At 73.6% G+C, this 25,411-nt stretch carries 21 protein-coding genes and 1 tRNA gene; 18 read left to right on the top strand and 4 right to left on the bottom strand.

Features of this window, described 5'->3' with window-relative positions; translation table 11 throughout:
* The first annotated feature begins 12 nt into the window (after positions 1 to 12).
* The 6 genes from ACE4Q9_RS04705 (at position 13) to ACE4Q9_RS04680 (ending at position 10,903) form a co-directional block, all read left to right on the top strand.
* Entirely contained in the window at positions 13 to 1,605 is a 1,593-nt protein-coding gene (locus ACE4Q9_RS04705) for a SagB family peptide dehydrogenase (protein WP_397982946.1), read from the top strand.
* A gap of 59 nt (positions 1,606 to 1,664) precedes the next feature.
* A complete protein-coding gene (locus ACE4Q9_RS04700; protein WP_397982945.1) occupies positions 1,665 to 4,679 on the top strand; it encodes a lantibiotic dehydratase in 3,015 nt (1,004 codons plus the stop codon).
* Positions 4,676 to 5,764, top strand: a complete 1,089-nt coding sequence (locus ACE4Q9_RS04695) for a thiopeptide-type bacteriocin biosynthesis protein (protein ID WP_397982944.1) — start codon at positions 4,676 to 4,678, stop codon at positions 5,762 to 5,764. Before ACE4Q9_RS04700 ends, ACE4Q9_RS04695 begins: the two co-directional genes overlap by 4 nt.
* A gap of 1,463 nt (positions 5,765 to 7,227) precedes the next feature.
* Positions 7,228 to 8,187: an ABC transporter ATP-binding protein gene (locus tag ACE4Q9_RS04690; protein WP_397987119.1), complete on the top strand. Its 960-nt coding sequence runs from the start codon at positions 7,228 to 7,230 to the stop codon at positions 8,185 to 8,187.
* Positions 8,184 to 8,936 (top strand): ABC transporter permease, encoded by a 753-nt coding sequence (locus ACE4Q9_RS04685; RefSeq protein WP_397982943.1) that lies wholly within the window; start codon positions 8,184 to 8,186, stop codon positions 8,934 to 8,936. Before ACE4Q9_RS04690 ends, ACE4Q9_RS04685 begins: the two co-directional genes overlap by 4 nt.
* A complete protein-coding gene (locus ACE4Q9_RS04680; RefSeq protein ID WP_397982942.1) occupies positions 8,933 to 10,903 on the top strand; it encodes a TOMM precursor leader peptide-binding protein in 1,971 nt (656 codons plus the stop codon). Before ACE4Q9_RS04685 ends, ACE4Q9_RS04680 begins: the two co-directional genes overlap by 4 nt.
* A gap of 81 nt (positions 10,904 to 10,984) precedes the next feature.
* On the opposite strand, the gene ACE4Q9_RS04675 is transcribed toward ACE4Q9_RS04680, so the two are convergent.
* A complete protein-coding gene (locus ACE4Q9_RS04675; protein ID WP_037657426.1) occupies positions 10,985 to 11,158 on the bottom strand; it encodes a thiazolylpeptide-type bacteriocin in 174 nt (57 codons plus the stop codon).
* A 180-nt stretch (positions 11,159 to 11,338) separates the two neighbouring features.
* Between ACE4Q9_RS04675 and ACE4Q9_RS04670 the strand changes: the two genes are divergently transcribed.
* Positions 11,339 to 12,637, top strand: a complete 1,299-nt coding sequence (locus tag ACE4Q9_RS04670) for an amidohydrolase (RefSeq protein ID WP_397982941.1) — start codon at positions 11,339 to 11,341, stop codon at positions 12,635 to 12,637.
* Positions 12,638 to 12,698: 61 nt separating this feature from the next.
* Here the strand turns inward: ACE4Q9_RS04670 and ACE4Q9_RS04665 are convergent, their stop codons facing one another.
* On the bottom strand, positions 12,699 to 13,325 hold the full coding sequence (locus ACE4Q9_RS04665) for a TetR/AcrR family transcriptional regulator (protein ID WP_397982940.1): 627 nt from the start codon (positions 13,323 to 13,325) through the stop codon (positions 12,699 to 12,701).
* Positions 13,326 to 13,516: 191 nt separating this feature from the next.
* On the opposite strand from ACE4Q9_RS04665, the gene ACE4Q9_RS04660 reads away from it, so the two are divergent.
* The 10 genes from ACE4Q9_RS04660 (at position 13,517) to ACE4Q9_RS04615 (ending at position 23,344) form a co-directional block, all read left to right on the top strand.
* A complete protein-coding gene (locus ACE4Q9_RS04660; protein ID WP_397982939.1) occupies positions 13,517 to 14,683 on the top strand; it encodes an MBL fold metallo-hydrolase in 1,167 nt (388 codons plus the stop codon).
* An 812-nt stretch (positions 14,684 to 15,495) separates the two neighbouring features.
* Positions 15,496 to 17,358 (top strand): sensor histidine kinase, encoded by a 1,863-nt coding sequence (locus tag ACE4Q9_RS04655; RefSeq protein WP_397982938.1) that lies wholly within the window; start codon positions 15,496 to 15,498, stop codon positions 17,356 to 17,358.
* A gap of 145 nt (positions 17,359 to 17,503) precedes the next feature.
* Entirely contained in the window at positions 17,504 to 17,938 is a 435-nt protein-coding gene (locus ACE4Q9_RS04650; RefSeq protein ID WP_397982937.1) for a roadblock/LC7 domain-containing protein, read from the top strand.
* Between the two features lie 2 nt (positions 17,939 to 17,940).
* Entirely contained in the window at positions 17,941 to 18,312 is a 372-nt protein-coding gene (locus ACE4Q9_RS04645) for a DUF742 domain-containing protein (RefSeq protein ID WP_397982936.1), read from the top strand.
* Positions 18,290 to 18,892, top strand: coding sequence for a GTP-binding protein (locus ACE4Q9_RS04640; protein WP_397982935.1), 603 nt, complete (start codon positions 18,290 to 18,292; stop codon positions 18,890 to 18,892). The genes ACE4Q9_RS04645 and ACE4Q9_RS04640 overlap by 23 nt, the downstream gene beginning before the upstream one ends.
* A gap of 61 nt (positions 18,893 to 18,953) precedes the next feature.
* Complete coding sequence (locus ACE4Q9_RS04635) at positions 18,954 to 19,529, top strand: GAF domain-containing protein (RefSeq protein WP_397982934.1); 576 nt, start codon at positions 18,954 to 18,956, stop codon at positions 19,527 to 19,529.
* A 211-nt stretch (positions 19,530 to 19,740) separates the two neighbouring features.
* Positions 19,741 to 20,769 carry an L-threonine 3-dehydrogenase gene (gene tdh, locus ACE4Q9_RS04630; protein ID WP_397982933.1) on the top strand — a complete coding sequence of 343 codons (1,029 nt, stop codon included), beginning with the start codon at positions 19,741 to 19,743 and terminating at the stop codon, positions 20,767 to 20,769.
* 47 nt (positions 20,770 to 20,816) lie between these two features.
* Positions 20,817 to 22,010, top strand: a complete 1,194-nt coding sequence (locus tag ACE4Q9_RS04625; protein WP_397982932.1) for a glycine C-acetyltransferase — start codon at positions 20,817 to 20,819, stop codon at positions 22,008 to 22,010.
* Between the two features lie 31 nt (positions 22,011 to 22,041).
* Positions 22,042 to 22,944 carry a LysR family transcriptional regulator gene (locus tag ACE4Q9_RS04620; protein WP_397982931.1) on the top strand — a complete coding sequence of 301 codons (903 nt, stop codon included), beginning with the start codon at positions 22,042 to 22,044 and terminating at the stop codon, positions 22,942 to 22,944.
* A 40-nt stretch (positions 22,945 to 22,984) separates the two neighbouring features.
* Positions 22,985 to 23,344 carry an MmcQ/YjbR family DNA-binding protein gene (locus ACE4Q9_RS04615; protein WP_397982930.1) on the top strand — a complete coding sequence of 120 codons (360 nt, stop codon included), beginning with the start codon at positions 22,985 to 22,987 and terminating at the stop codon, positions 23,342 to 23,344.
* Positions 23,345 to 23,460: 116 nt separating this feature from the next.
* Here the strand turns inward: ACE4Q9_RS04615 and ACE4Q9_RS04610 are convergent, their stop codons facing one another.
* Complete coding sequence (locus ACE4Q9_RS04610) at positions 23,461 to 24,372, bottom strand: transketolase family protein (protein WP_397982929.1); 912 nt, start codon at positions 24,370 to 24,372, stop codon at positions 23,461 to 23,463.
* A 55-nt stretch (positions 24,373 to 24,427) separates the two neighbouring features.
* The gene (locus ACE4Q9_RS04605; RefSeq protein ID WP_397982928.1) at positions 24,428 to 25,135 is read right to left on the bottom strand and encodes a transketolase; all 708 of its coding nucleotides are present in this window, start codon (positions 25,133 to 25,135) and stop codon (positions 24,428 to 24,430) included.
* 125 nt (positions 25,136 to 25,260) lie between these two features.
* Between ACE4Q9_RS04605 and ACE4Q9_RS04600 the strand changes: the two genes are divergently transcribed.
* Positions 25,261 to 25,334: transfer RNA gene (locus ACE4Q9_RS04600), tRNA-Pro, on the top strand.
* The last annotated feature ends 77 nt before the right edge of the window (positions 25,335 to 25,411 follow it).

Raw genomic sequence — 25,411 nt, 5'->3', positions numbered from 1 at the left:
AGGGAAGTGACCATGGGATACGCCCATGAGTACGCGACCGCGGTGATGCGGCGGGGCCGGATCCCCATGGAACCCGCCGACTTCGTGCCCGACTGGGCCGACCGCCCCCGCAAGGGCAAGTTCTTCCCCGGCGCCCCCGTCCTGCCGCTGCCCGACGGCGGCGGCTGCGCGGACGATGCCACGCTCGACCGGGGCCTGTCCGGGCCGCGCGGCACCGGGGCGTTCACCCTGCCGCTGCTCGGCGCGATGCTCCGCGACTCCTACGGGCTGACCGGCCGCCGGCTCGCCGTCCAGGCCAACAGCGACCTCGGCTCACTGCCGTACCACACCCACGCCAACTGGTCGCGCGGCACCTCCTCCGGCGGTGGCCTCTACCCCGTCGGCATCCACTGGATCAGCGGCGCGAGCGGCCCCCTCGCCCCCGGCGTCTACTACTACGACACCCCGCGCGACGCCCTCGCACGGATCCTGTCCGGTGATGTCACCGGCGAGGTCCGGGCCGCCCTCGGCGATCTCGAAGAGGCCGCCGGGACCGACCAGTTCCTGGTGCTGGGCGTGACGTTCTGGCAGAACGCCTTCAAGTACAACAGCTTCTCCTACCACGTCGTCATGATGGACATCGGCGCCCTGCTCCAGACCTGGCGGATGTGGGCCCGTGCGCACGGGCTGCACATCGGTGCCGCGCTCTGGTTCGACGAGCCCCGCCTCGGCCGGGTGCTCGGACTGGACCCCGAGCAGGACGGGGTGTTCGCGGTGGTGCCGCTGCGGTGGGCGAAGACGGACGAGCGGAATGCCGCTCCGGAGACTCCCGGCGCGCGGGTCCGCCGCGTTCCCGACGAGCGGTCCCGGCGCGTGCTGACCTTCCCGACCGTGCACGCGGTCCACGCGGCCACGCTGGAGGGCGCCGCCGACCGTCCGGCGCCCGGCACCCTGGACTCCGCGCGGGTCACACCGCCCGGACCCGGTGAGCGCGTCGCGCTGCCCGCACCGCTCGCGCTGGACGCGACCGTACGCCGGGCGCTGCGCGAACGCCGCAGCAGCTTCGGCCGGTTCAGCGCCGCGACCCCGCTGGATCCGGCCCGGCTGTCCGCAGCGCTGGCCGCGGCGGTCGCCGCCGGCACCCTGGACACCGATGCGGAGACGCCCGGGGCCGCACCCCTCACCCGGCAGTACGTCTTCGTCAACCACGTCCGGGACATCGCGCCCGGCATCTACGAACACGACTGGCGGACCGACGAGTTGGTGCTGCTGAAGGCCGGCGACTTCGGCGGCTTCCTCCAGGAGAACTACTTCCTCGCCAACTACAACCTGGAGCAGGCCGCCGCCGTCCTGGTGCCCGCGGCCCGTACCCACGCCGTGCTGGACGCGGTCGGCGACCGGGGCCTCCGGCTCGTCAACGCCGTCATCGGTGCCACCGCGCAGGCCGTGTACACCGCCTCCGCCGCGGCGGGCATGGGCTGCGGTGTCGCGCTCGGCTTCGACTGCGTCTCCTTCGCGGAGGAGCTCGGGCTCGCCGCACGCGGTGAGATCCCGCTGCTCGTGATGATGATCGGCAACGAGGCCCCCCGCCCGGCCGGATACCGCTACGACATCGTGGCCCCGTGACCCGAGGACCCCGCCCCGCCACCGGGGCGGCCGCACATCCCACAGGAAAGGGGGAGGGCGTGAGCCCGACCGCCACCACCCCGACCGCGGACGTCCCCGCGGAGAACGGTCCGGGGCCGGACACCTCGGTCTCACCTTCCGCCATCCCGGCCGCGGCCGCCCCGCCCCCGGCTTCCGGCGCCCCGGCCGTGGGTGCGTCGGCCCCGGTTTCCGGCGCCCCGGCCGAGGGTGCGTCGGTCCCGGTTTCCGGCGCTCCGGCCGCGGACGCCCCGCCCTCGGTTTCCGGCGCTCCGACCGCGGCCGCCCCGCCCCCGGCTTCCGGCGCCCCGGCCGCCGGTGCGTCGGCCGAGCCCTGGGGGGACGGCCCCGCCAGGACCCTGCACCACCGTTTCATGCTGCGCGTCGCCGGCCTCCCCGTGGACACCGTCCTCGCCCTGCGCGCCCCCGAGGCCGCCGACTGGGCCGCCAGGACCGCCGCCGAGCAGGACCGGCTCGCCGCGCTCGGCGCCCGGCTCAGCGATTCGCTCTCCGCCGCGGTCGGCGCCACCGACGACGCGGCGCTGCGCCGCCGGCTGCTCGCCCTGCGCCGCCAGGTGTTCAACAACCGTCTGCCCGGCGACCTTCCGGCCGCCCGTGCCCTCGCCGAGGGGCTCGGCGGGGGCACCGGAGCCGATCTCGCCGAGTGGCTGGCGGCCCGCGTCCGCTGGGAGGAGCTGCGGGCCGAGGGCGAGTCCGTGCTCGCCGCCGGGTTCGGCCGCACCCGTGCCGCGCTGCGCGAGCTGGCCCTGGACGACCGGCTGCGCCGGGGCCTGCTGCTGGCCTCGCCCACGCTGGAGGAGCGGCTGGACGCGTTCGCCGCCGACCCGGCCCCGGTACCTGGCAAGCGCGCCCGCAAGATGGAGCGCTCCCTGCTGTCGTACGTCTACCGCACCGCCTGCAAGACCAGCCCCTTCAGCACGCTCACGGGCGTCGCCGTCGGCCGGTTCGGGGACGAGGTGGACGGTACGGCGGTCACGCGGGTCGGCGACGACTGGACGGGCCACCCCCGGCTGAACGTGGTCGCCCTCGCCCGCCTCGCCGAACTCGTCGCCGCCGAGCCCGGACGCCGTGCCGACCTCCCGGTCGCCCTGGCCACCGGCTGGAAGCTGGACGAGGACCGCGTCCGCTACGTCCAGCGGGCCGTCACGGCGGGCGACGACAGCGCGGCCGTCAGCTTCGACGCCGCCCAGGACCGGCTGTTCTTCCTGCGCCGCCAGGGCACCCTCGACGGCATGCTGGCCCTGCTGCGCGACCAGGAAGGGCCGCTCCGGTACGGCGAGTTGGCGCTTTGGCTGGCCACCACCGGGGCCGGCGAGGACGAGGCCGAGCACTATCTCACCACCCTGCGCGACCTCGGCATGCTCCAGCTCCCCAGCCTCGCCACCGGCGTGCACAGCGGCGATCCGGTGCGCGCCTTCCAGGACTCACTGCGCGCCCTCGACCGGCCGTGGGCCGGGGAACTCGCCGCCCGCCTGGACGGACCCGCCCGCACCCTGGCCCGCTTCCCGGAGGCCGACGTCCCCACCCGCCGCACCCTGCTCCGCACGCTCAGAAGCGAACTCCTCTCGCTCCAAACCGAATTGGGCGCCGAGCATCCGTCCCTCCCGCAGACCCTCGTCTACGAGGACGTCTCCGCCGGCACCACCAGCGCCGGCCTCGCCGAGTGGACACGGCTCGCCGAGGGCCCGCTGCGTTCGCTCGGGCGGCTGCTGCCCGCCTTCGACGTGGCGCTGCCCCAGCGCCTCACCCTCAAGGGCTTCTTCCTCGCCCGCTTCGGCCGCGGCGGGCGCTGCGAGGATCTGCTGCGCCTGGTGCACGACTTCCACGAGGACATCTTCCGCCAGTACCTCCAGTTCACCTCCGCCAAGGACGACTTCCTGCCGGACGGCGGCCACGCCCCGGAGGAGAACTGGCTCGGGCTGCCCGAGATCACCGCTCTGGACCGGGCGCGGGCCACCTTCACCGCCCGCATGCGCGAACGCTGGGCCGAACTTCCGTCGGACGCAGAGGAGTTCGTACTGGACGACGCCCTCGCCGACGAAGTCGCCGGCGCCCTCGGCGCCGCCGCCCCGGCGTTCCAGCCGTACAGCCACTTCCTCCAACTGGCCCGCCGCGACGGCGACCCCCTGGTCGTCCTCAACGACTCCTTCGGCGGTCTCTGCTTCCCCTTCACCCGCTTCACCCACTGCTTCGACGGCCCCGAAGGCCTCGGACTGACCGCCGCCATCCGCGCCGAGCTGCGTGAACTCCTGCCGCCGGGCGCCGTATTCGCCGAGGTCACCGCGGGCTCCGCGACCACCAACCTGAATCTGCACGGCCGACTGACCGACCACGAGATCGTCTGCCCCGGCGAGACCAGCACGGCGCCCGAGGAGGCCCGTCTGCACCTGGACGACCTGTACGCCGAGCACGACGAGGCCACCGACCGGCTGCTGCTGCGCTCCCGCCGCCTGGGCCGCGAGGTCGTCCCCCTCTACCTCGGCTACCTGGTGCCCATGGTGCTGCCCGAGATCCCGCGCACCCTGTTGCTGTTCTCCCCGACCGCCCGCCCCAAGCCCGACGTGTGGCGCGGCGTGCCCGCGGGACCCGAGCGCGCCGGAGTCACCCGGCGCCCCCGCGTCCGCCACCACGGCCTCGTCCTCCAGCGCCGCTCCTGGACGGTCGCCGCCGGACGCCTCCCGCTGCGTACGCCGGGCGTCACGGACGCCGACTGGTACCTCGGCTGGCACCGCTGGCGCACCGAACACGGCCTGCCCGAGCAGGTGTTCGCCACCGCCCACGAGGAACGCGACGGTGACGCGGCCGGCTGGTCCGGCTCCGCCAAACCCCAGTACGTCGACTTCGCCAGCCCGCTCTCGCTCACCGGACTCGAAGGTCTCCTGGCCGGCAGGCGCGCCCGGACCGTCTTCGAGGAGATGCTGCCCGGCGAGGACGAGCTGCACGTCACCTCGCCCCGCGGCCGGCATGTCGCCGAACTCGCCGTAGAGATGCTGCCCGCTCCGGCCGGCCCACCGAGGAAGGACGAAGCCCGATGACCGCACCCACCCCCGCCGCGGACACCGCCTCCGCCGTGGACACCACCACCGAGGGCGCGCCCGGCGACTGGCTCGCGGTGCACGTCTTCTACGCCGCCAGCCCCCGCCCACTGCTCCTCCAGTGCGTCAAACCCCTGGTGGACCAGCTCACCCAGGAAGGGCTGCTCGACGGCTGGTTCTTCATCAACTACTGGCTGGAGGGCCCCCATCTGCGGCTGCGCCTGAAGCCGGGCAGCGCCGCCGACACCGAAACCGTCCGGGAACGCACTCACGCCGCCCTCGACGCGTTCCTGCGCGAACGCCCCGCCCTGTACGAGGTCAAGGCCGGCTTCTTCGCCGAGCTGTACGAGACCCTGTTCACGCTGGAGTACAGCGAGGAGGAACGCGCGCGATTCGTCGGCCCCGACGGACGGATGAGGCTGCGCCCCAACAACACCTACGAGGAACGGTCTTACGAGCCGGAGTACGGCAAGTACGGCGGCCCGGCCGGCATCGCGCTCGCCGAGTGGCACTTCCAGCACTCCAGCGGCCTCGTCGTCGAGGCCACCCGCACCATGAACCTCCATCTGCGCACGGTGCTCCTCGGCCTGTCCGCCCAGCTGATGATGGTCGTCTCCGGCACCTTCCTCGCCGACGACGAGGCCCTGCTGACCTTCCTCGACCGCTACCACGGCTTCTGGAACAACGCGTTCAGCACCACCAACTACACCACCGACAAGGGCTATGAGCGGGCGTACGACGCCATGGGCGACCGGCTGCCCGAACGCTTCCGGCACATCCGCGAGGCGGTGGCCCGCGCAGAGCTGGAGCGGCTGCCGGCCTTCCTGCGCGGCTGGGCCGTCCACTGCGCCGAACTGCGCGACCGCGCAGCCCACTTGGCGAAACGGGGTGAGCTGGTCTTCCGCTCCTTCGACGGCACCCGCGACATCCACGCCACCGAGCCGGCCCACGCCCTGTCCATGCTCCTGTCGCCCTACGCGCACATGACCAACAACCGGCTGGGCATCACCGTCCGCGACGAGGCGTTCCTCTCCTACGTCCTCGCCCGCGCCCTGCGCGACGGCGCCCCCGAGGACACCAGATGACCACCGACACCTTCCTGGCCGCCCGTCCGCGGCTGCACCCCGACATCGTCCTCGGCCCCAGCCTGCTGCGCGGCCCGAACCGCATCCACCTGCTGAAGGACCCGCGCACCGGACGGCGTCTGGAGGTCGGCCCCAAGGAGCACTTCATCATCGCCCGCCTCGACGGCACCCGGTCCCTGGCGGAGATCGGGCACGCCTACGCGGCCGAGTTCGGCACCCGGCTCGGCGAGGCCCAATGGGGGCAGATGCTCCGGCTGCTGGGCACCCGCGGCCTGCTCGACGGCGGCCCCGCGCCCACCCCGCCCGCGCCGGTGCCGACCCCCGCCGCGCGGCCGAGCGGCCTCCTCGCGGGACACACCCGGATGGTCGCCGACGCGCCCGCCCTCATGGACCGCCTGCACCGGCTCACCGCCCTGGACCGCAGGGCCGCCCTGCTGGCCGTGCTCAGCGCGCTGGCCGCCGGCGTGCTCGCCGCCGTAGCCGCCGACGCCGGGACCCTGTGGCGGCAGACCGTGCACACCGCCGAACAGCCCGTGCTGCTGATCGCCGTCGGCTGCGTCCTGTGGTGCAGCCTCGCCCTGCACGAGCTGGCCCACGGCCTGTTCGCGCGCACCTGGGGCGGCCGGGTCAGCGAGATCGGGCTGCGCTGGATCCTCGGCGCCACCTACCTCTACTGCCAGGTGGACGACGTCCAGTTCCTCGGCAGCCGGGCTCGCAAGGTCGCCACCGCCTGCGCCGGCGTGCTCGCCAACCTCCTGTTCCTGGTGCCGTTCTACGTCGTCTGGCTGCTGCTCCCGGCCGGCGCCCAGGCCCGGCCCGCCCTCGGCGCGCTGCTGCTGCTCGGCGTCGTCACCGGCCTCGCCAACCTGCTGCCGCTCGCGCCGCTCGACGGCTACCGCGCCCTCGGACACGCCCTCGGGGTCTCCGGTCTCGCCGAGGGCAGCCGCGCCTTCACCGCCCTCGCCGCCCGCGCCCTGCTGCGCCGCGGCCCCGGCCTCGGCGCCTACCCGCCCCGGCTGCGCCTGCTGTACGGCGGATTCGCCCTGCTCACGGCCGTACAGACCGCCGCGCTGCTCGCGCTCGCCGGAGCGGTCCTGCGCCATCTGCTGCCGGAGCGCATGGCGGCCCTCGCCTGGTCAGCGCCGACCGCACTGCTCGCCGCCGTCCTGCTGGTGTGGGCGCTCGGCGCGGCGGGGCGGCGGCTGCGCGGGCGCCGTACGGAAGGCCGTACCGAGGACCGCGCCCAGCACCCGGCCCAGGGCAGCACGCAGCACCCTGCCGGGGGCCGCGCCCAGAACCCTGCCGGGGACCGCTCCCAGAGCGCTGCCAGGGGCCGCACACAGGACCCTGTCGAAGGCCGGACGCAGGGCCCCGCGCGGTCCGCCGCACCCACCTCCCCGCACACGGACCCCGGCCAAGTAGCCGCTGCCCGTACCCCGTTGGGTCCCGCAAGGAAAGGCGAAATGAACGAACCCCACGCACAGGCCGGGACCGCGCCCGGACCCGCCGCCACCACCGAGCCGGTCGTCGTCCTCGACGGCGTGATCAAGCGGTACGGAGACGTCACCGCGCTCGACGGCGTCTCCCTCACCGTCCGGCGCGGTGAGTTCTTCGGCATCCTCGGGCCCAACGGTGCGGGCAAGACCACCCTGGTGGAGATCGTCGAGGGCATGCGCGAGGCGGACGGCGGCACCGTCAGCCTGCTCGGGCAGAGCCCCTGGCCACGGGACACCGTGCTGCTCGCCCGGATCGGCGTCCAGACCCAGGCCTCCGCGTTCTTCGCCCGGCTCACCGCGGGCGAACACCTGCGCACCGTCGCCGCGCTCTACGGCATGCCCCCGGACACGGTGCGCACCGCCCTGGAGCGGGTCGGGCTCACCGAGAAGGAGAACGCGCGCGTCGACCACCTCTCCGGCGGACAGCGGCAGCGCCTCGCCATCGCCGCCGCGCTGCTGCACGAGCCGGAGCTGATCTTCCTGGACGAGCCCACCGCCGCCCTCGACCCCGAGGCGCGCCGCGAACTGTGGGCGCTGCTGCGCTCGTTGCGCTCCGAGGGCCGCACCATCGTGTGCACCACCCACCACCTGGACGAGGCCGAGGCGCTGTGCGACCGGGTGGCGATCGTGGCCGGCGGCCGGATCGTCGCCCTCGACACACCGCGGGGCCTGATCCGCGCGCTCGCCGCGCCCGCCCGACTCCTGCTCCCGGCGAGCGAGTTGACGCCCGAGGCGGCGCTCGCGCTGCCCGGCGTGGACCGGGCCGGCGTCGAAGGAGACGAACTCGTCCTGGAGACCTCGGCCGTCAACCACGTCCTCACCGCCCTCGGTGACCTGGTCGACATCGAGTCGGTCACCGTGCGCACCGCCACCCTCGAAGACGCCTACCTCAGCCTCACCGGCCATGGAACGGAGCACCGCAGTTGACCGCCTACGCCGCACTGACCAGGGCCGGTTACGCCGCGAGCGTGCGCGACCGTACGACCCTCTTCTTCACCTTCGCCTTCCCGCTCGCCTTCCTCGTCCTGTTCGGCCTCATCTTCCGGGGCCAGCGCGTCAACGGCGGGATGGCCTCCATCAACTACACGGCCCCCGGCGTCCTTTCCTGGGGCGTCGGCAACGCGTGCGTGTTCTCCGTCGGGTTCGCCCTGATGCAGTGGCGCCGCGACGACCTGCTGCGCCTCATCTGGCGCACCCCGACCCCGCTGCGCTCGCTGATCGCCTCCCGCTGGACCCTGGCGCTCGGCGTCGCCGCCACGCAGACGGTGCTGTTCACCGCCGTGGCGCTGCTGCCGTCCTTCGGACTGAAGCTGAACGGCTCCTGGTGGGCGGGCATTCCGCTGCTGGTGCTCGGCGTCACCGCGTTCCTCGCCATGGGCCTGGTCGTCGGCAGCCTCGCGAACACCCCGGAGTCGGTGGCGGCCATCGCCAACCTGGTGATGGTGCCGATGGCCTTCCTGTCCGGCTCGTTCTTCCCCGACGACCTGATGCCCGGCTGGCTGCGCACGGTCGCCAAGGTGCTGCCGCTGCACTACCTCAACGACGGTCTCACCGACGCCATGGGCGGCCGCGGCGACCTCGGGGACATCGGCCTGGACTGCGTCGGACTCGTCGTCTTCGCCCTGGTATTCGGCCTGATCGCCACCCGGATCTTCCGCTGGAGCAACCGGACATGAGCACCGTCACCGCCCCCGCTCCCGCCCCGGCGACGGCGCCCCTGGAAGCCGCACGCGCGACCCTCCAGGACCTCCTGGCGGCCCGCGCCGCCGCGGCGGGACTGCCCGCCCCGGCCGTCTCCCGCATCGGCGACACCAACGTCCTCGGCGACCGGCCGGTCCCGACCGGGCCGGTGCCCCCGCACACGGCGGCCATCCATCTCACCGCACAAGCAGTCCTGTTGGGCCCCTGGGGCGGCATGACCGAGGCGGGCCGGGCCTGCGGAACCTGCCTCGCGATGCGCCGCCAGCGGCTGCGCACCCGCACCGAGCGCGACGCGCTGGAGACCGGCACCGAGACCACGGCCGCCGGCCGCTGGCCCGCCCTGCCCGACCACCTGGTGGACGCCGTCTGGTACCTGCACCGGCTCATCGCCACCGGCACGGCCCGGCACGAACCCCCCGGCCCGGACGTCGAGTTGCCCCGCGTCACCGAACTCGACCTGGTGACCCTCCAGGTCCGCACCTTCCCGCTGCTGCCCGACCCCATGTGCCCGCACTGCCGCCCCGCGACCGCCGGGGCCGTGGCCGACGCGGAGGCCGAGCACGCCGCCGGGCCCATGACCTCCCGGCCCAAGTCCGGTCCGGACACGTACCGTTCGGGCCACCCCGGCGACTTTCCGTTGCCGGTCAAAGGGCTCGCCAACCCGGTGTGCGGGGTGCTGGGCGGCGGCACCTGGATCGACGTGACCTCGCCCACCACCGCGCCGGTCGCGGGCAGCGTCTTCATGCGGGGCTACGCCGGCCTCACCGACGTCACCTGGAGCGGCCAGGCGAACTCCTTCGCCCGTAGCCGTGAATTGGCCTTCCTGGAAGGGCTGGAGCGGTACGCGGGCACCCACCGCCGCCACCGCGCCCCCGTCGTCACCGCCGCCTACGACGACGTCGGCGACCGCGCCCTGGACCCCCGCGCCTGCGGACTGTACGCGCCGCGCACCTACACCGAGGACCCGATGGTCGAACCCTTCGACCCGGCCCGGCCGATGCCCTGGGTCACCGGCTGGTCGCTGCGCGAGGAGCGGCCCGTGCTGGTGCCCGCCCGGCTCGTCTACTACAGCGCGGGCACCCGCGAGGACAACTTCGTCTTCGAGTGCTCCAACGGCTGCGCCACCGGTGCCAGCCTGGAGGAAGCGGTCTTCTTCGGCCTGCTCGAACTCCTGGAACGGGACGCCTTCCTGCTCGGCTGGTACGGCAACCTGCCGCTGCCCGAGATCGACCTGGACTCGGTCGGCGGTAGACGGGTGCGGGCGATGGCGGCCCGCGCCGAACTCCAGGGCTACGACGTCCATGTCTTCGACAACCGGGTAGACCTGCCGGTACCGGTCGTCACCGGCCTCGCCGTACGCCGCGACGACGGACCCGGCACCCTGGCGTTCGCGGCCGGCGCCTCCTTCGACGCGGAGACGGCCGTGGAGTCGGCGCTCTCCGAGATCCTCACCTACATCCCGCACCTGCCCCGCCAGGTCGCCGAACGGCCCGCCGAACTCGCCGCCATGGCCGAGGACTTCGACAAGGTCGTACGACTACCCGACCACGCCGCCCTGTTCGGGCTGCCCGCCATGCGCGAGCACGCCCGCAGCTACCTGGCCCCGCCCCGAGTGGCCACGTTCGCCGAGCTGTTCACCAACTGGGAGCGGCATCGGCCCCGCACCGCCGATCTGCTGGACGACATCACCCTGCTGCGCGATCTGCTGGCCGGCGCGGACTGCGATGTCGTCGCCGTCGACCAGACGACGCCGGAGCAGCGGCGGATGGGGCTGCGCACGGTCGCCACGCTCGCCCCCGGACTGCTGCCGATCGACTTCGGCTGGCTGCGCCAGCGGGCACCGCACCTGCCGAGGCTGCGGACCGCGCCGTACCGCGCGGGACTGGTGGACGCCCCGCTGCGGGACACGGAGCTGCGGCTGGTGCCGCACCCCTTCCCCTGACGTGTCCCCGGAACCCGAGCGAGCCCCCGGAACGCGAAGGGTCCCCGGCGGGGCCGGGGACCCTTCCACCGACGCCGGACGTCAGGCGGTGCAGGAGGTGGTGCTGGTGGTGCTGGAGCAGGTGCTCGTGGAGGAGCAGCTCGTGGACGAACCGAGCATGACCTCGCTGGCGTCCGAGTAGTCGGTGATCTCGAAGGTCTCCGACTCGAGGTCCAGGATCTCCTGGGCGAGGGAGGCGAGGGCGTTGTCGGACATGACGACTCCTTCCGTTGCGGGGACGAGCGGTACGGCCGGTCGGGCGGTTCGGCCCACAACACCCCTGCCGCAGCGGGGGAGTCGCGGCCTGCCGGCACCCCACAGTTCTACGCGCGTCCGCGTGCACCCCCCTTGCCGTTCGCTGTCACCTCGCTGACACCCGCCCGAGGAGCCACTGACATGAGCACCGAGCACACCCGGACCACCCGCGAACTCCCCGGCGTTTCGGGTCTGTTGGCACCGGCTGCCGAGTTCTACCTCGACCTGCACCGCAACCCCGAACTCTCCGGCGCCGAAGGGCGCACCGCCGCCCGGTTCGCCGCATGGGCCGCCGCCGACGGCTACCGGGTGCTGCACGGCATCGGCGGCCACGGCGTCGCGGCCGAACTGCGCAACGGCGACGGCCCCGCCGTACTGCTGCGCGCCGAACTCGACGCCCTGCCCGTCGCGGAGGCCACCGGCGCGCCCTACGCCAGCACCGTCACCGCCGCCGGACCCGACGGCCGCCCGGTCCCCGTGACGCACGCCTGCGGCCACGACGCCCACCTCGCCTGCGTGGCGGCCGCCGGCCGCTGGCTCGCGGCCCGCCGGAACCTGTGGCGGGGCACCCTGCTCCTGCTCGGCCAGCCCGCGGAAGAGACCCTCTCCGGCGCCCGCGCCATGCTGGAGGACGGCCTCTACGAGCGCGTCACCCCGCCCGACGAGGTACTCGCCCAGCACACCGCGCCCTTCCCCGCCGGGATGGTGGCACACGCCGAGGGCCCGGTACTGGCCGGCAGCCGCACCCTGTCGGTGGCGTTCGAGGGCGACGGCGGCCACGCCGCCACCGCGCACCTCGCCGCCGACCCGCTGCGGGCCGCCGCCGGGCTGGTGACGCGGCTGCCGGAGATCGCGGCCGGTGAGAGCGATCGCCCCACCGTCACCGCCACCGCGCTGCGCGCCGGCGACGTCGGGCACCCCGGCAACGTCATCTCCGACCGCGCCGACCTGCTCGTCTCCCTGCGCGGCTTCTCCGGACCGGCCCTCGACCGCGCCACCGCCGAGGTCGCACGGCTGGCCCGCGCCGAGGCCGCGACGGCCGCGCTGCCGCCCCGCGTCACCGTCACCACCGTCTCCCGTTCCGGCGTCACGACGAGCGATCCGGAGGTCACCGCCCACGTCCGCACCGCCCACCGGTCCGCGTTCGGCACCGCCCGCGTCACGGCCTGGCCCCCCGCCCTGGCCACCGAGGACTTCCCGCTCCTGACCGGCTCGGGCGCGCATCTGCACGGCCACACCGGAATCCGCGGCTGCTACTGGATGCTCGGCGCCACCGGCCCCACCCAATGGTCCACCGCCCCCGGCCCCGACCCCACCACCAAACTCCGCCACCTGCCACCGAACCACTCACCCCGCTACCTGCCGAGCGTCCGCTTGACCTTGCAGACAGGCATCACGGCCCTGGTGACCGCGGCGCTGGCGCGGCTGGGACGGGGGTGACGAGGCGGCAACCCAGCCCCGTCTCCCCCCACCCCCGCCGAACCCATGCCCTCCGTCCCGCTCAGCGCTCTCCGTCACGCCCCGCCAACTTCTCCCGCTCCACCCCCAGTTCCCGCGCCAGCGCCTCGTCCGCCCATGCGCGGGCCCGTGCGCGGGGGATCGAGCCGGGGTAGGAGGTCAGCTGGACGGCGAGGCCGTCGAGGAGGGCGGTCAGGCGCAGGGCCGTGGCCGGGGGGTCGGGGCAGGTGAACTCGCCGGCGGCGACGCCCTCGGCGATGACCTCGGCGAGGGCCGCCTTCCACCACCGGTCCAGCTCGCGGGTGACCTCCCGCAGCGCGGGCTCGCGCAGCGCGACGGCCCAGCCCTCGATCCACAGCCGCCAGCCCTCGGCCTGCCCGGTCGGCGCGTACCAGCGCACCGCGGCCCGCAGCCGGCGCAGCGCGGTGGTCCGGCGCCCGAGCAGCTTGCGCAGTTGCGCGAGATCGTCCTCGGCGGCGTACGCGAACGCGGCGGCGACCAGCTTCTCCTTGGTCGAGAAGTGGTACAGCACCAGCGCGTTGCTCACCCCCAGCGCGGCCGCCACATCGGCGATCCTGACCGCCGCGACGCCCCGCGCCTCGATCTGTTCGACGGCGGCCCGCAGCAGCTCCTCCTGCCGCTCGGCCACGCTCAACCGCACTCTTGCCATCCGGTCACCCTAGTGCGCCGGGCCGGTACGCCCAGAGGCGCTCGGCGAGCACCGGCAGCGGGTCGGCCACCACGGCGTGGGCCGCGGCACGCGGCGTCCTACCGTCGGCACGGGCCCGGTCGAGGACCCGTGCCCGAGTTGTCGGATGGGCCGACCATAATGGGGGGTCCACCACTCAACCGGGAGGTACCGTGACCGGTCCGCGTTCCTCGACCTCAGGGCCCCGTGTGCCGCGCCCGGCGGCCTTCGGAGTGGACCCGGGCGGTGAGCGCCTGGCACGCATCCGCCGCTCCCCGCACTTCAAGGACGGTGTCTTCCAGAACCCCGGCGGCGCCGCGCGCACCCGGCCCTCCGGCTCCGCGGTGGACTTCGCGAAGGTCTTCTTCGACAAGGAGACCCGGCCGCTGCGCGCCCCCAGGGGCACCGTCCCGGTGCACCCCACGACCTTCGCCGACCTCGCCCGGCCGCCCGCCACGGGGCTGCGGCTGACCTGGATGGGCCACTCCAGCGTGCTCGCGGAGATCGACGGCCACCGGGTGCTGTTCGACCCGGTGTGGGGTGAGCGCTGCTCCCCGTTCCCCTTCGCCGGACCCAAGCGGCTGCACCCGGTGCCGCTGCCGCTCGCCGCGCTCGGGGACGTCGACGTGGTGGTGATCTCCCACGACCATTACGATCACCTCGACCTGCCCACCATCAAGGCGCTGGCCGGCACCGACACCGTCTTCGCCGTACCGCTCGGCGTCGGCGCTCACCTCGAACACTGGGGTGTCTCCCCGGACCGGCTGCGCGAACTGGACTGGCACGAGTCGACCCGTATCGGCGGGATCACCCTCACCGCCACCCCGGCCCGCCACTTCTGCGGCCGCGGCCTGCGCAACACCCAGCACACCCTGTGGGCCTCCTGGGCCGTCGCGGGGGAGGAGCACCGGATCTACCACAGCGGCGACACCGGCTACTTCGACGGCTTCACGGACATCGGCGCCGCCCACGGCCCGTTCGACGCCACGATGATCCAGATCGGGGCGTACAGCGAGTTCTGGCCGGACATCCACATGCGGCCCGACGAGGGTCTGCGCGCCCACCTGGACCTCCAGGGCGGCGCCCCGCACGGCGTGCTGCTCCCGATCCACTGGGGCACCTTCAACCTCGCCCCGCACCCGTGGGCCGAGCCGGGGGAGTGGACCAAGGAAGCCGCCGAGGAGGCCGGGCAGGCGGTCGCCCTGCCCCGCCCCGGCGAGCCCTTCGAGCCCGCAGGCAAGCTCCCGGCGGAGGCCTGGTGGCGCGGCGTGTCCGGCGAGGTGCGCCGGACCTGGCGCTCGGTCGGCGCACTGGTCGCGGAGCCGCCCAAGCGCGGCTGAGAAACCTCAGCCGCTCCCGGCAAGGCCCGCCGCCAGGGCCCGCAGACCTTCGAGATAGGTGTCCTCGGCGGCCAACGGGTCCCACTGGCCGGTGGGTTGAGCCAGGCGGGGCAGTTCGTCCGGGCCGGGATCGGTGAAGACCCGCTCCCGGTTGGTGGGGCGGTCGCCGTCCGCGCGCCCGCGGTTCGCCGTCGTACGAGACCGCGCTCTCCCCGAGGGTGTAGTACGAGATCTCCCGGTATCCCTGCGACGATCCGCTCGCGCGGCTCGGCGGGCAGCTCGCTCCGGCGCGGCGACCGCGCGGCGCGCTCGTCCGGCGGCAGGACGCGCCACGATCCGGCGGGCCGCCTCGCCGACACGGACGACCGGCACACCGACTCGCCGGCCTCCGGGTGCCTCTCCCAGCGGTCGGAACGCACATCGTGCCCTCACCCTTCGCCAGGGCACCCGACGCGCGCGTATTGAAGGCCAAGGGGAACACGCTCAGTGATATTCGGCGGTGCTCTGGGGTGGGCTTCCGGGTGGCTCGGACGGAGCGCAGGGGTGCTGGCGGGGGGTGAGTCGGGGCCCGGGACGAGCGGTCGGCCTTCCTGGCATGGTCGCTCTTTCTGACCACTTTTGATCGGATCTTATCGTTCCTTTTCGGGCCGATCGGGGGAGCCCGGCCCGGTTATCGGTCTTTCGTACGGGGCCTCATACCAGAGCGGGACGCTGGGCGGGGGAGTTTGGCAACTGCCCCTCGCACATGAGGCGGAGGCGACTACCGTGAGTGTCCGACCCCAGGCCCGACGGACCAGTACGAGGACACGCAGATGTCTCACCTTCGCGCACCGGGCACCCGTGCCGACCGCCGGGAGGGCGGGCGGCACGGGCGGCCGGTCGCCCGACCCGCTCCCGCACTGCCCGAGACGCACATACGGCCCCAGCTGATGCGGCTCGCCGTGCTGCCCCCGCTCGCGGTCGCCCTCGGCTGTACCGCCGCCGTCCTGTTCACCATCCGCTCCACCGGCGCCCGCACCGGCCCCGTCCTGTGGGCCGTGCTCGGCGGCGCGGTCGCCGTGGCCGTCGCCGGCATCCTGATCGCCGCCGTGGCCGCCGACCGCGCCGCCCGCACCGTCGCCGAGCGCGTCGACGACCTGCGCCGCACCGCCGCCCGCGGCGAGGCCGAGCTGCGCGAACTCGTGGACACCCTGCGCCGGGGGGAGGCCCCGGTGCAGCGCGTGTCCCGCCGCCGGCCGCCCGCCGACGCCGACGACTTCGAACTGCTCGCCGCCGACCTGACCCGCGCGCAGGACGGCGCCGTCACCGCCGTCCTGCGGGCCGCACAGCTCTCCAGCCACGCGGGCAACGAGCAGAAGCTCGAAGTCTTCGTCAACCTCGCGCGCCGGCTCCAGTCCCTCGTGCACCGCGAGATCTCCATCCTGGACGACCTGGAACACGAGATCGAGGACCCCGACCTGCTCAAGGGCCTCTTCCACGTGGACCACCTGGCCACCCGCATCCGGCGGCACGCCGAGAACCTCGCCGTGCTGGGCGGCGCCGTCTCCCGGCGCCAGTGGAGCAACCCGGTGAGCATGACCGAGGTGCTGCGCTCCGCCATCGCCGAGGTCGAGCAGTACTCCCGCGTCAAGCTGGTCCCCCCGATCGACGGCGAACTGCGCGGCCACGCCGTCGCCGACGTCATCCACTTGCTCGCCGAACTCATCGAAAACGCAACGGTATTCTCCGCTCCCGGCACCCAAGTGCTGCTGCGCGCGGGCCTCGTCACCTCCGGGCTCGCCGTCGAGGTCGAGGACCGCGGGCTCGGCATGCCCGTCGGCGAACAGAACCGGATGAACGCCCTGCTCGCCGACCCCGACCAGGTCAACGTCGCCAGCCTGCTGGCCGACGGCCGCATCGGCCTCTACGTCGTCTCCCAGCTCGCCCGCCGGCACGGCATCGGCGTACGGCTCCAGGGCAACATCTACGGCGGGGTCCAGGCCGTACTCGTCGTACCCGAGGCCCTGTTGGGGGCCCCGCAGGCGGAGCTTCCGGCACCGGCCGTCACCCTGCCGCCCACCCAGCCCCAGCCGGTACGGCCCGCGCCCGCGCCCCCAGTCGCGCCCGCGAGCCCAACGCCCGTTTCGAATAAGGAAGTTCACGCCCACGACGACCCGCCCCCGCTCCCCGTCCGCGGCGCCCACCGCGAGCGTCCCACCCCCGCCGAGGCGGCACCCGGCATCCGGGCCCGGCACCGGGCGGTGGTCGAGGAGCACCAGGGCGTCATGCCCACCCCGCGCGTCGACACCGTGCGCGGCACCATGGCCAAGCCTCAACTGCCGCGCCGCAGGGCCCAGGAGAACCTCGTCCCCCAGCTCCGCGGCGGCCCCGCGCCCCGCCAGGAGGGCGACACCCTCGGGGGGCACGACCCCGGACTGATGGCGGCCTTCCAGCGTGGCATCGGCCTCGCCGAGGCGGCCCACCCCGCCACGGACGCCGAGCACGGGAACGCCGGACACACCGGGCCCGTACCATCCTCCGCGCTCACCCCCGCCGAGCCGACGCGCCCGCGGGTCCCGCACCGGGAGCAGGGGCACTCCCAAGCCACGCTGATACAGGACCACTTGGAGCACGGCCACGCCGACGCGGCATCCCTGCCCGCCGGCCCGGCGGAGGGCGGCGCACCGACCGGCTGACCCCCGTACCACCGTCGACCCCCGTACCACCGTCGTGTAACACCCCCCAGTCCCCGAGCCACGACCCCCGATCACCAGCCGCCACCCGCAACCCCCAACTCCCCAGCGCCCCCCAGACCTTCGTACCCCAAGGAGTCGATCCACCATGGCGAGCGATGCGCCGACCGCTCACGCATCCGATCTCGACTGGCTGCTCAGCGGCCTTGTGCAGCGCGTACCGCACACCAGCAGCGCGGTGCTCCTGTCCTGCGACGGACTGGTGAAGTCCGTGCACGGCCTCGACCCGGACAGCGCCGACCACATGGCCGCCCTCGCCTCCGGCCTGTACTCCCTCGGCCGCAGCGCGGGCGTCCGGTTCGGGGACGGCGGCGACGTACGGCAGGTCGTGGTGGAACTCGCCGCCACCCTGCTGTTCGTCACCACCGCCGGCTCCGGCACCTGTCTCGCCGTGCTGGCGGGCCGCGAGGCCGACGCCGCCGTGCTCGGCTATGAGATGGCGATGCTGGTCAAGAGCGTGCGCCCCTATCTGGTCACCGCCCCCCGGCAACAGGCCGTCGAATCCACGGCGCCGAGGCATTGAGCGTGGCCGCGGCCGGCGACGGGCCCTGGCTGGACGACGCGGCCGGACGGCTGGTACGCCCGTTCACGGTCAGCAACGGCCGCACCGAACCCAGTGTCGCACTCGACCTGATCTCGCAGGTGATGGCCACCGGCGTCACCCCGCTCGGCTACCTCGGCCCCGAGCACGCCCAGGCGCTCGACCTGTGCCGGGCGCCCGTCTCGGTCGCCGAGGTCGCGGCCCACCTGAAACTGCCCGCCGCGGTCACCAAGATCCTGCTCGCGGACCTGGTCGACTGCGGGCTGCTGACCACCAAACCCCCCGCGTTCCGCCACACTCCCACCGACCGGTCCCTGCTGGAGGCAGTGCTCGATGGACTACGACGACAGCTCTGACCCGTTCCCCACCGCGCTCAAGATCCTCGTGGCGGGCGGGTTCGGGGTCGGCAAGACCACCTTCGTGGGCGCGGTCAGCGAGATCGCCCCGCTGAGCACGGAGGAGCTGCTCACCACGGTCAGCGCCGCGACCGACAGCCTCGAAGGCATCGAGAACAAGATGGAGACCACGGTCGCCATGGACTTCGGCCGGATCTCCCTCGATCCGGACCATGTGCTCTACCTGTTCGGCACCCCCGGCCAGGAGCGGTTCTGGTTCATGTGGGACGAGCTGTCCGAGGGCGCGCTCGGCGCGGTGATCCTCGCCGACACCCGCCGGCTCCAGGACTGCTTCGCCGCCGTGGACTTCTTCGAGGAACGCGGACTCGGGTTCATCGTCGCCGTCAACGAGTTCGACGGCGGCCACCGCTACGACACCGAGGAGGTGCGCGCCGCCATCGACCTCGACCCCGAGGTGCCGGTGGTGCGCTGCGACGCCCGGATCTCCAGCTCCGGCGTGGCGACCCTGCTGGTCCTCGTCCGCCACCTGCTCGCCCACACCCCGGAGCCCGCGCCGAGCCAAGGCGCCGCGCACCGGTGAACCCGACCACCGCCCACGGAGTTCCCCAGATGAGGCACCCGCACAGCGACGGAGCCCGGCCATGAGTTACGAGCCGCCCCGGCCGGTCCGCGGTCTGCTGCTCACCCCCGAGGACAAGGAGGCTCCCGCCCGCGTCCGGCGGCTGCGGGCGCTCGGCCTCGGGGAACGGACCGACCCCGCGCTCGACGCCTTCGCGGACCATCTCGCCCACCTCACCGGCGCGCCCTACGCCATGGTCAACTTCATCGGCGAGGAACGGCAGTTCTTCGCCGGGCTGCGCGTCCCGGCCGTCGCCCCCGTCCTGCGGGAGGACGGCAGCCCGGCGTGGTGGGGCCGCACGCTCCCCCGCGACCACGGGTTCTGCCCCCATGTGGTGGTCCGCCGCAAGGCCCTGGTCCTGGAGGACGTCCGCGACTACCCCCGGTTCGCGGGCAACCCGGTCGTGGACGAGTACGGCATCCGCTCCTACCTCGGCGCCCCGCTCCTCGACGGCACCGGAATGGCGCTCGGCACCGTGTGCGCCGCCGACACCGGGCCGCGCGCCTGGGGCAGGGAGGGGCTGGAGACCATCAAGGCGCTCGCCGCCGATCTCGTCGCCCGGATCGAACGCAGCGCACGCGACGGGCTGCCCATCTGACCACCGGCTCATATGACAAGAGAGCACCAAGGGGTGACAAGGGGGTGACAGGGGAGGCGTGAAGGAAAGCTGTGGCGGCGGTTAAGAAAAGCTCGATGGATTACGGCGCGTCGATACGGCAGATTGCACGGTGATTCCACTTCTCTGACCCTGTGCGGCGCGACCCTTCGGCATGCCCGCGCACGGGACCTCACTCACAGGAGCCGCACGCGTGAAGGCGCTGGTCAAGGACAAGGCGGAGCCCGGACTCTGGCTGACGGACGTCCCGGAACCCGCGATGGGGGCCGGCGACGTACTGATCAAGGTCCTGCGGACCGGTATCTGCGGCACCGACCTGCACATCCGGGCCTGGGACGGCTGGGCGCAGCAGGCGATCAGCACCCCGCTGGTGCTCGGGCACGAGTTCGTCGGCGAGGTCGTCTCGATCGGCCGGGACGTCACCGACGTCCAGATCGGCGACCGGGTCAGCGGCGAGGGCCACCTGGTGTGCGGCAAGTGCCGCAACTGCCTGGCCGGGCGCCGCCATCTGTGCCGGGCCACCGTCGGCCTCGGCGTCGGCCGCGACGGCGCGTTCGCCGAGTACGTGTCCCTGCCCGCGAGCAACGTCTGGGTGCACCGCGTCCCGGTCGACCTGGACGTCGCCGCGATCTTCGACCCGTTCGGCAACGCCGTGCACACCGCGCTGTCCTTCCCGCTGGTCGGCGAGGACGTCCTGATCACCGGTGCCGGCCCGATCGGCCTGATGGCCGCCGCCGTCGCCCGGCACGCGGGCGCCCGCAATGTCGTCGTCACCGATGTCAGCGAGGAGCGCCTGGAGCTGGCCCGCAAGATCGGCGCGACCCTCGCGCTGAACGTCGCCGAGACCACCATCGCCGACGGACAGCGGCAGCTCGGGCTGCGGGAGGGCTTCGACATCGGCCTGGAGATGTCCGGCCGGGCCGAGGCCATGCGCGACATGATCGCCAACATGACCCACGGCGGCCGGATCGCCATGCTCGGCCTGCCCGCCGAGGAGTTCCCCGTCGACTGGGCCCGGATCGTCACCTCGATGATCACCATCAAGGGCATCTACGGCCGGGAGATGTTCGAGACCTGGTACGCGATGTCGGTGCTGCTGGAGGGCGGCCTCGACCTCGCCCCCGTGATCACCGGCCGGTACGGCTACCGCGACTTCGAGGCGGCCTTCGCGGACGCCGCGAGCGGCAAGGGCGGCAAGGTCATCCTCGACTGGACCGCGTAAGTCACCCGCCTGGCGCAAGCCACCCGCATTGCTTAGGAGCTTCTGGCATGTTCGACACCGTCCGCGACGACCTGCGCGCCACCCTCGACGAGATCCGCGCCGCCGGCCTGCACAAGCCCGAACGGGTCATCGGCACCCCGCAGTCCGCCACCGTCAGCGTCACCGCCGGCGGCCGCCCCGGCGAGGTCCTCAACTTCTGCGCCAACAACTACCTCGGCCTCGCCGACCACCCCGAGGTCATCGCCGCCGCCCACGAGGCCCTGGACCGCTGGGGCTACGGCATGGCCTCCGTCCGCTTCATCTGCGGCACCCAGGAAGTGCACAAGGAACTGGAGGCACGGCTCTCCTCCTTCCTCGGCCAGGAGGACACGATCCTCTACTCCTCCTGCTTCGACGCCAACGGCGGTGTCTTCGAGACCCTGCTCGGCGAGGAGGACGCCGTCATCTCCGACGCCCTCAACCACGCCTCCATCATCGACGGCATCCGGCTCTCCAAGGCCCGCCGCTACCGCTACGCCAACCGCGACCTCGCCGACCTGGAGGCGAAGCTCAAGGAGGCGTCCGGCGCCCGGCGGCGGCTGATCGTCACCGACGGCGTGTTCTCCATGGACGGTTACGTCGCCCCGCTGCGCGAGATCTGCGACCTCGCCGACCGCTACGACGCGATGGTCATGGTCGACGACTCGCACGCCGTCGGCTTCGTCGGCCCCTCCGGCCGCGGCACCCCCGAGCTGCACGGCGTGATGGACCGCGTGGACATCATCACCGGCACCCTCGGCAAGGCCCTCGGCGGCGCGTCCGGCGGCTATGTCGCCGCCCGCGCCGAGATCGTCGCCCTGCTGCGCCAGCGCTCGCGCCCGTACCTGTTCTCCAACACCCTCGCCCCGGTGATCGCCGCCGCCTCCCTCAAGGTCCTCGACCTGCTGGAGTCCGCCGACGACCTGCGGGTGCGGCTGGCCGAGAACACCAAGCTGTTCCGCACCCGGATGACCGCGGAGGGCTTCGACGTCCTCCCCGGCGACCACGCCATCGCCCCGGTGATGATCGGCGACGCGGCGCGGGCGGGCCGGATGGCCGAGCTGCTCCTGGAGCGCGGCGTGTACGTGATCGGCTTCTCCTACCCGGTCGTCCCGCAGGGCCAGGCCCGCATCCGCGTCCAGCTCTCCGCCGCGCACTCCACCGCGGACGTCGACCGCGCGGTGGACGCCTTCATCGCGGCGCGCGCGGAGCTGGGGGCCTGACCAGGGGATTCCACCTGGGATAATCGGGGGCATGATCGAGGCACGGCGGCTCCACATCCTCCGTGCGGTGGCCGACCACCGCACGGTCACCGCGGCGGCCGCCGCCCTCTATCTCACCCCCTCCGCCGTCTCCCAGCAGCTGACCGCCCTGGAGCAGGAGACCGGCCACCGGCTGGTCGAGCGGGGCGCCAAGGGCGTACGGCTCACCCCCGCCGGCGAGATCCTGCTCGGGCACACCAACGTGGTCCTCGCCCAGCTGGAGCGCGCCGAGGCGGAACTCGCGGCATACGGCTCCGGCGAGGCCGGCACGGTCACCGTGGCGGCCTTCGCGACCGGCATCGCCCAGGTCGTGGCCCCCGCGGTGGCCCGCCTCGCCGGCACCGCGCCCGGCATCCGCATCCGGGTGCGGGACGCGGAGGGCGACGCCAGCCTGCCGATGGTCCTCGACCGGCAGGTGGACGTGGCGGTGGCCGTCGAGTACCGGGGCGCGCCGTCCGCGGACGACCCCCGGCTCACCCATGTCCCGCTCTACGCCGAGCCGTTCGACGCCGTGGTCCCCGTCGGCCACCGCCTCGCCGACTCGGCGGAGGTCCCGCTCGCCGAGCTGGCCAAGGACCCCTGGATCGGGCCGTACCCCGGCAACCCCTGCCACGACGTCGTCGTACTGGCCTGCGAGAGCGCCGGCTTCCAGCCCCGCCTCGAACACTCCTCCGACGACTTCCGCGCCGTGGTCGCCCTCGCCTCCGCCGACGCGGGCGTCGCGCTCGTGCCCCGCTCCGCGCTGCGCGGCATGGACCTCAGCGATGTGGTCGTACGACCGGTCGACGGGGTGGCCCCCACCCGCCGTGTCTTCGCCGCGGTGCGCCGGGGCGCGGAGGGGCATCCGCTGATCAGACCGGTGCTGACGGCGCTGGGCGGGGCGGCGCAGGGCTGACCACCGGGCATTGTCAGTGGCCGGCGCTACGGTGCGTGGCATGCCGGATGCCGAAGCTGTACGACGTATCGCGCTGTCCTTCCCCGACACCGCGGAGAAGACCGCCTGGAACATGCCCACCTTCCGGGTGGCCGGGACGATGTTCGCGACGCTGCCCGAGGGCGAGACGTCCGTCGCCGTGCGCTGTCCGAAGGAGGAGCGGGACGAACTGGTGCTGGCCGAGCCGGAGAAGTTCTGGATCGCCGGCCACGAGGCGCAGTTCGCCTGGATCAGGGCGCGGCTCGCGGCCCTGGAGGACGAGGCCGAACTCCGGGACATCCTCGCCGACTCCTGGCGCCAGGCAGCCCCGCCCCGACTCCAGGAGTCCCACCCGGAGTTGGGCGCCCCGCCGACCCGGTGAAATTCCCCGCGGCCCGGCGAGGGCAGTGGCCTGATCCCGGCCGGTCGCAAGGGAGGGAGTTGGGATGGGCGGGGCGGGGATGGGTGGGACGGGCAGCGCCCCCGGCCGTCCCCCTCTCACACCCCGGCGCGCGCCCCCAGGAACCCCCCGATCCGCTCCCGCAGACTCCGCGCGTCCAGGCCGTGCGCGGCGGTGTGCTCCTCGACCGTGCCGTACCGGCGCAGCTCCGTGCGGCCGACCCCGAGGCCGAGGACCCGGTGCGGGAGGTCCGCGAGGGCGTCGTTCACCGAGGCGGTCGACGTGCCCGCGAGATACGGCTCGACCACCACCACGTCCGTCCCCGCCGCACCGGCCGCCCGGTGCAGCCCTGCCGAGTCGAACGGCCGTACGGTCGTCGCGTACAGCACGGTCACATCCATGCCCTCCGTCGCGTCGAGCACCGCGTCCAGCAGCGGGCCCACCGCGACCACCACACCGGCCCGCCCCTCCCGCAGGGTCACGAACCGCTCGCCGTCCACCGGGTGCGCCCGCCGGTTGGACTGTACGGACAGCCGTACGTACACCCGTTCGTCACCGGCGGCGACCGCGTGCCGCAGCAGGGTCTCGGCCTCGTCGGGGTGGCCCGGCACATGCACGGTCCAGCCGTCCAGGGTGTCCAGCAGGGCCACATCACCCGGCGCCATATGGGTGAACCCGCCGGCCGGCCAGTCGAAGGAGGCGGCGGCGCTCACCAGCACCGCCCCCGTGCCCTGATGCCCGAAGTCCAGCTTGACCTGCTCGAACGGCCGCTCCACCAGGAAACTGGCGAAGGTGTGGACGACGGGCCGCAGCCCGGTCAGCGCCATCCCGGCCGCCGCCCCCACCAGCAGCTGTTCGCGGATGCCGACGTTGACCACCCGGTCGGGATGCCGGGCGATGGCCTCGGTGAAGGCGTCTTTGCCGATCTCGGCGAGGACGACCGCGACGCGCGGGTCCTCGTCCAGGAGCCGGGAGACGACGGGAGCGAAACGGTCGCGCATGGTGTCCATGGAGATGTCGCCCTTTCGGAGCGTGAGGGAAGTCTTTCGGGAAGTTGGGGCGTGCTCAGGCGTTCTTCGGCTCGACGCGGGCCACGACGACGTGCGGCCGCCCCGGATGCGGCGCGGTGAACGCCTCGTACAGGGCCGCGTGGTCCCGCCCGTCGACGGTCACCGCCGACCAGCCCGCGGCCTCGAACCGGGCGGCGATCCCGCCGGGCCGGGCGTGGCTGGCGGAGGAGTTGTCCACCACGACGGTGTGCAGCCGGTCCAGACCGGCGGGCCCCGCGAAGGCGATCGCCTCGTGGTTGCTGCCCTCGTCCAGCTCGGCGTCCCCGATCAGCACCCAGACCGCGGGATCGCCGAGGCCCTGGGCCCGCAGCCCGAGCGCGGTGCCCACGCCGATGGGCAGCCCGTGCCCGAGCGAACCGCTGCCGATCTCGGCCCCCGGCACCAGCACCCGGTCCGGGTGGTGCCCGAGCGGGGAGTCGTACCCGCCGAAGCCGGGCAGCCAGTCGACCGGCAGGAACCCCTTGGCGGCCAGCACCGCGTAGTACGCCATCGGACCGTGCCCCTTGCTCAGCAGGAACCGGTCCCGGCCCGGATCGTGCGCCCGCTCCGGCGTGACGCGCAGGACCCGGTCGTAGAGCACCCACAGCACATCGAGCGTGGAGGTGGCCGCCGGGCCGTGCTTCTCGTCCCCGGTCATCAGGCTCATCAGCCGGGGGAGGTCGGCGTACCCGTGGGTGCGGTGGTCGTCCGTTGTGATCGTCATGTACGACAGCGTGCAACCTCGACCAAACTCGAGGTCAACCCCCGACGTCGTGCGCGATCACCGAGCCGAGTGCGGTATTGTTTCTCTGCACGTTGCGACCGGCGAAACCGCAGGTCAAACGGCAACGGGACGTGGCGCAGCTTGGTAGCGCACTTGACTGGGGGTCAAGGGGTCGCAGGTTCAAATCCTGTCGTCCCGACTCGAGAGAGTCGCAGATCAGGGGCGGGTTTCGGAGCGATCCGAAACCCGCCCCTGATCATTTCTCGGGACCGAACA

Source organism: Streptomyces sp. AM6-12, assembly GCF_044327085.1.
Classification (GTDB): domain Bacteria; phylum Actinomycetota; class Actinomycetes; order Streptomycetales; family Streptomycetaceae; genus Streptomyces.
The sequence above is the reverse complement of the archived record's forward strand: the minus strand, read 5'-3'. Positions and strand labels throughout refer to the sequence as shown.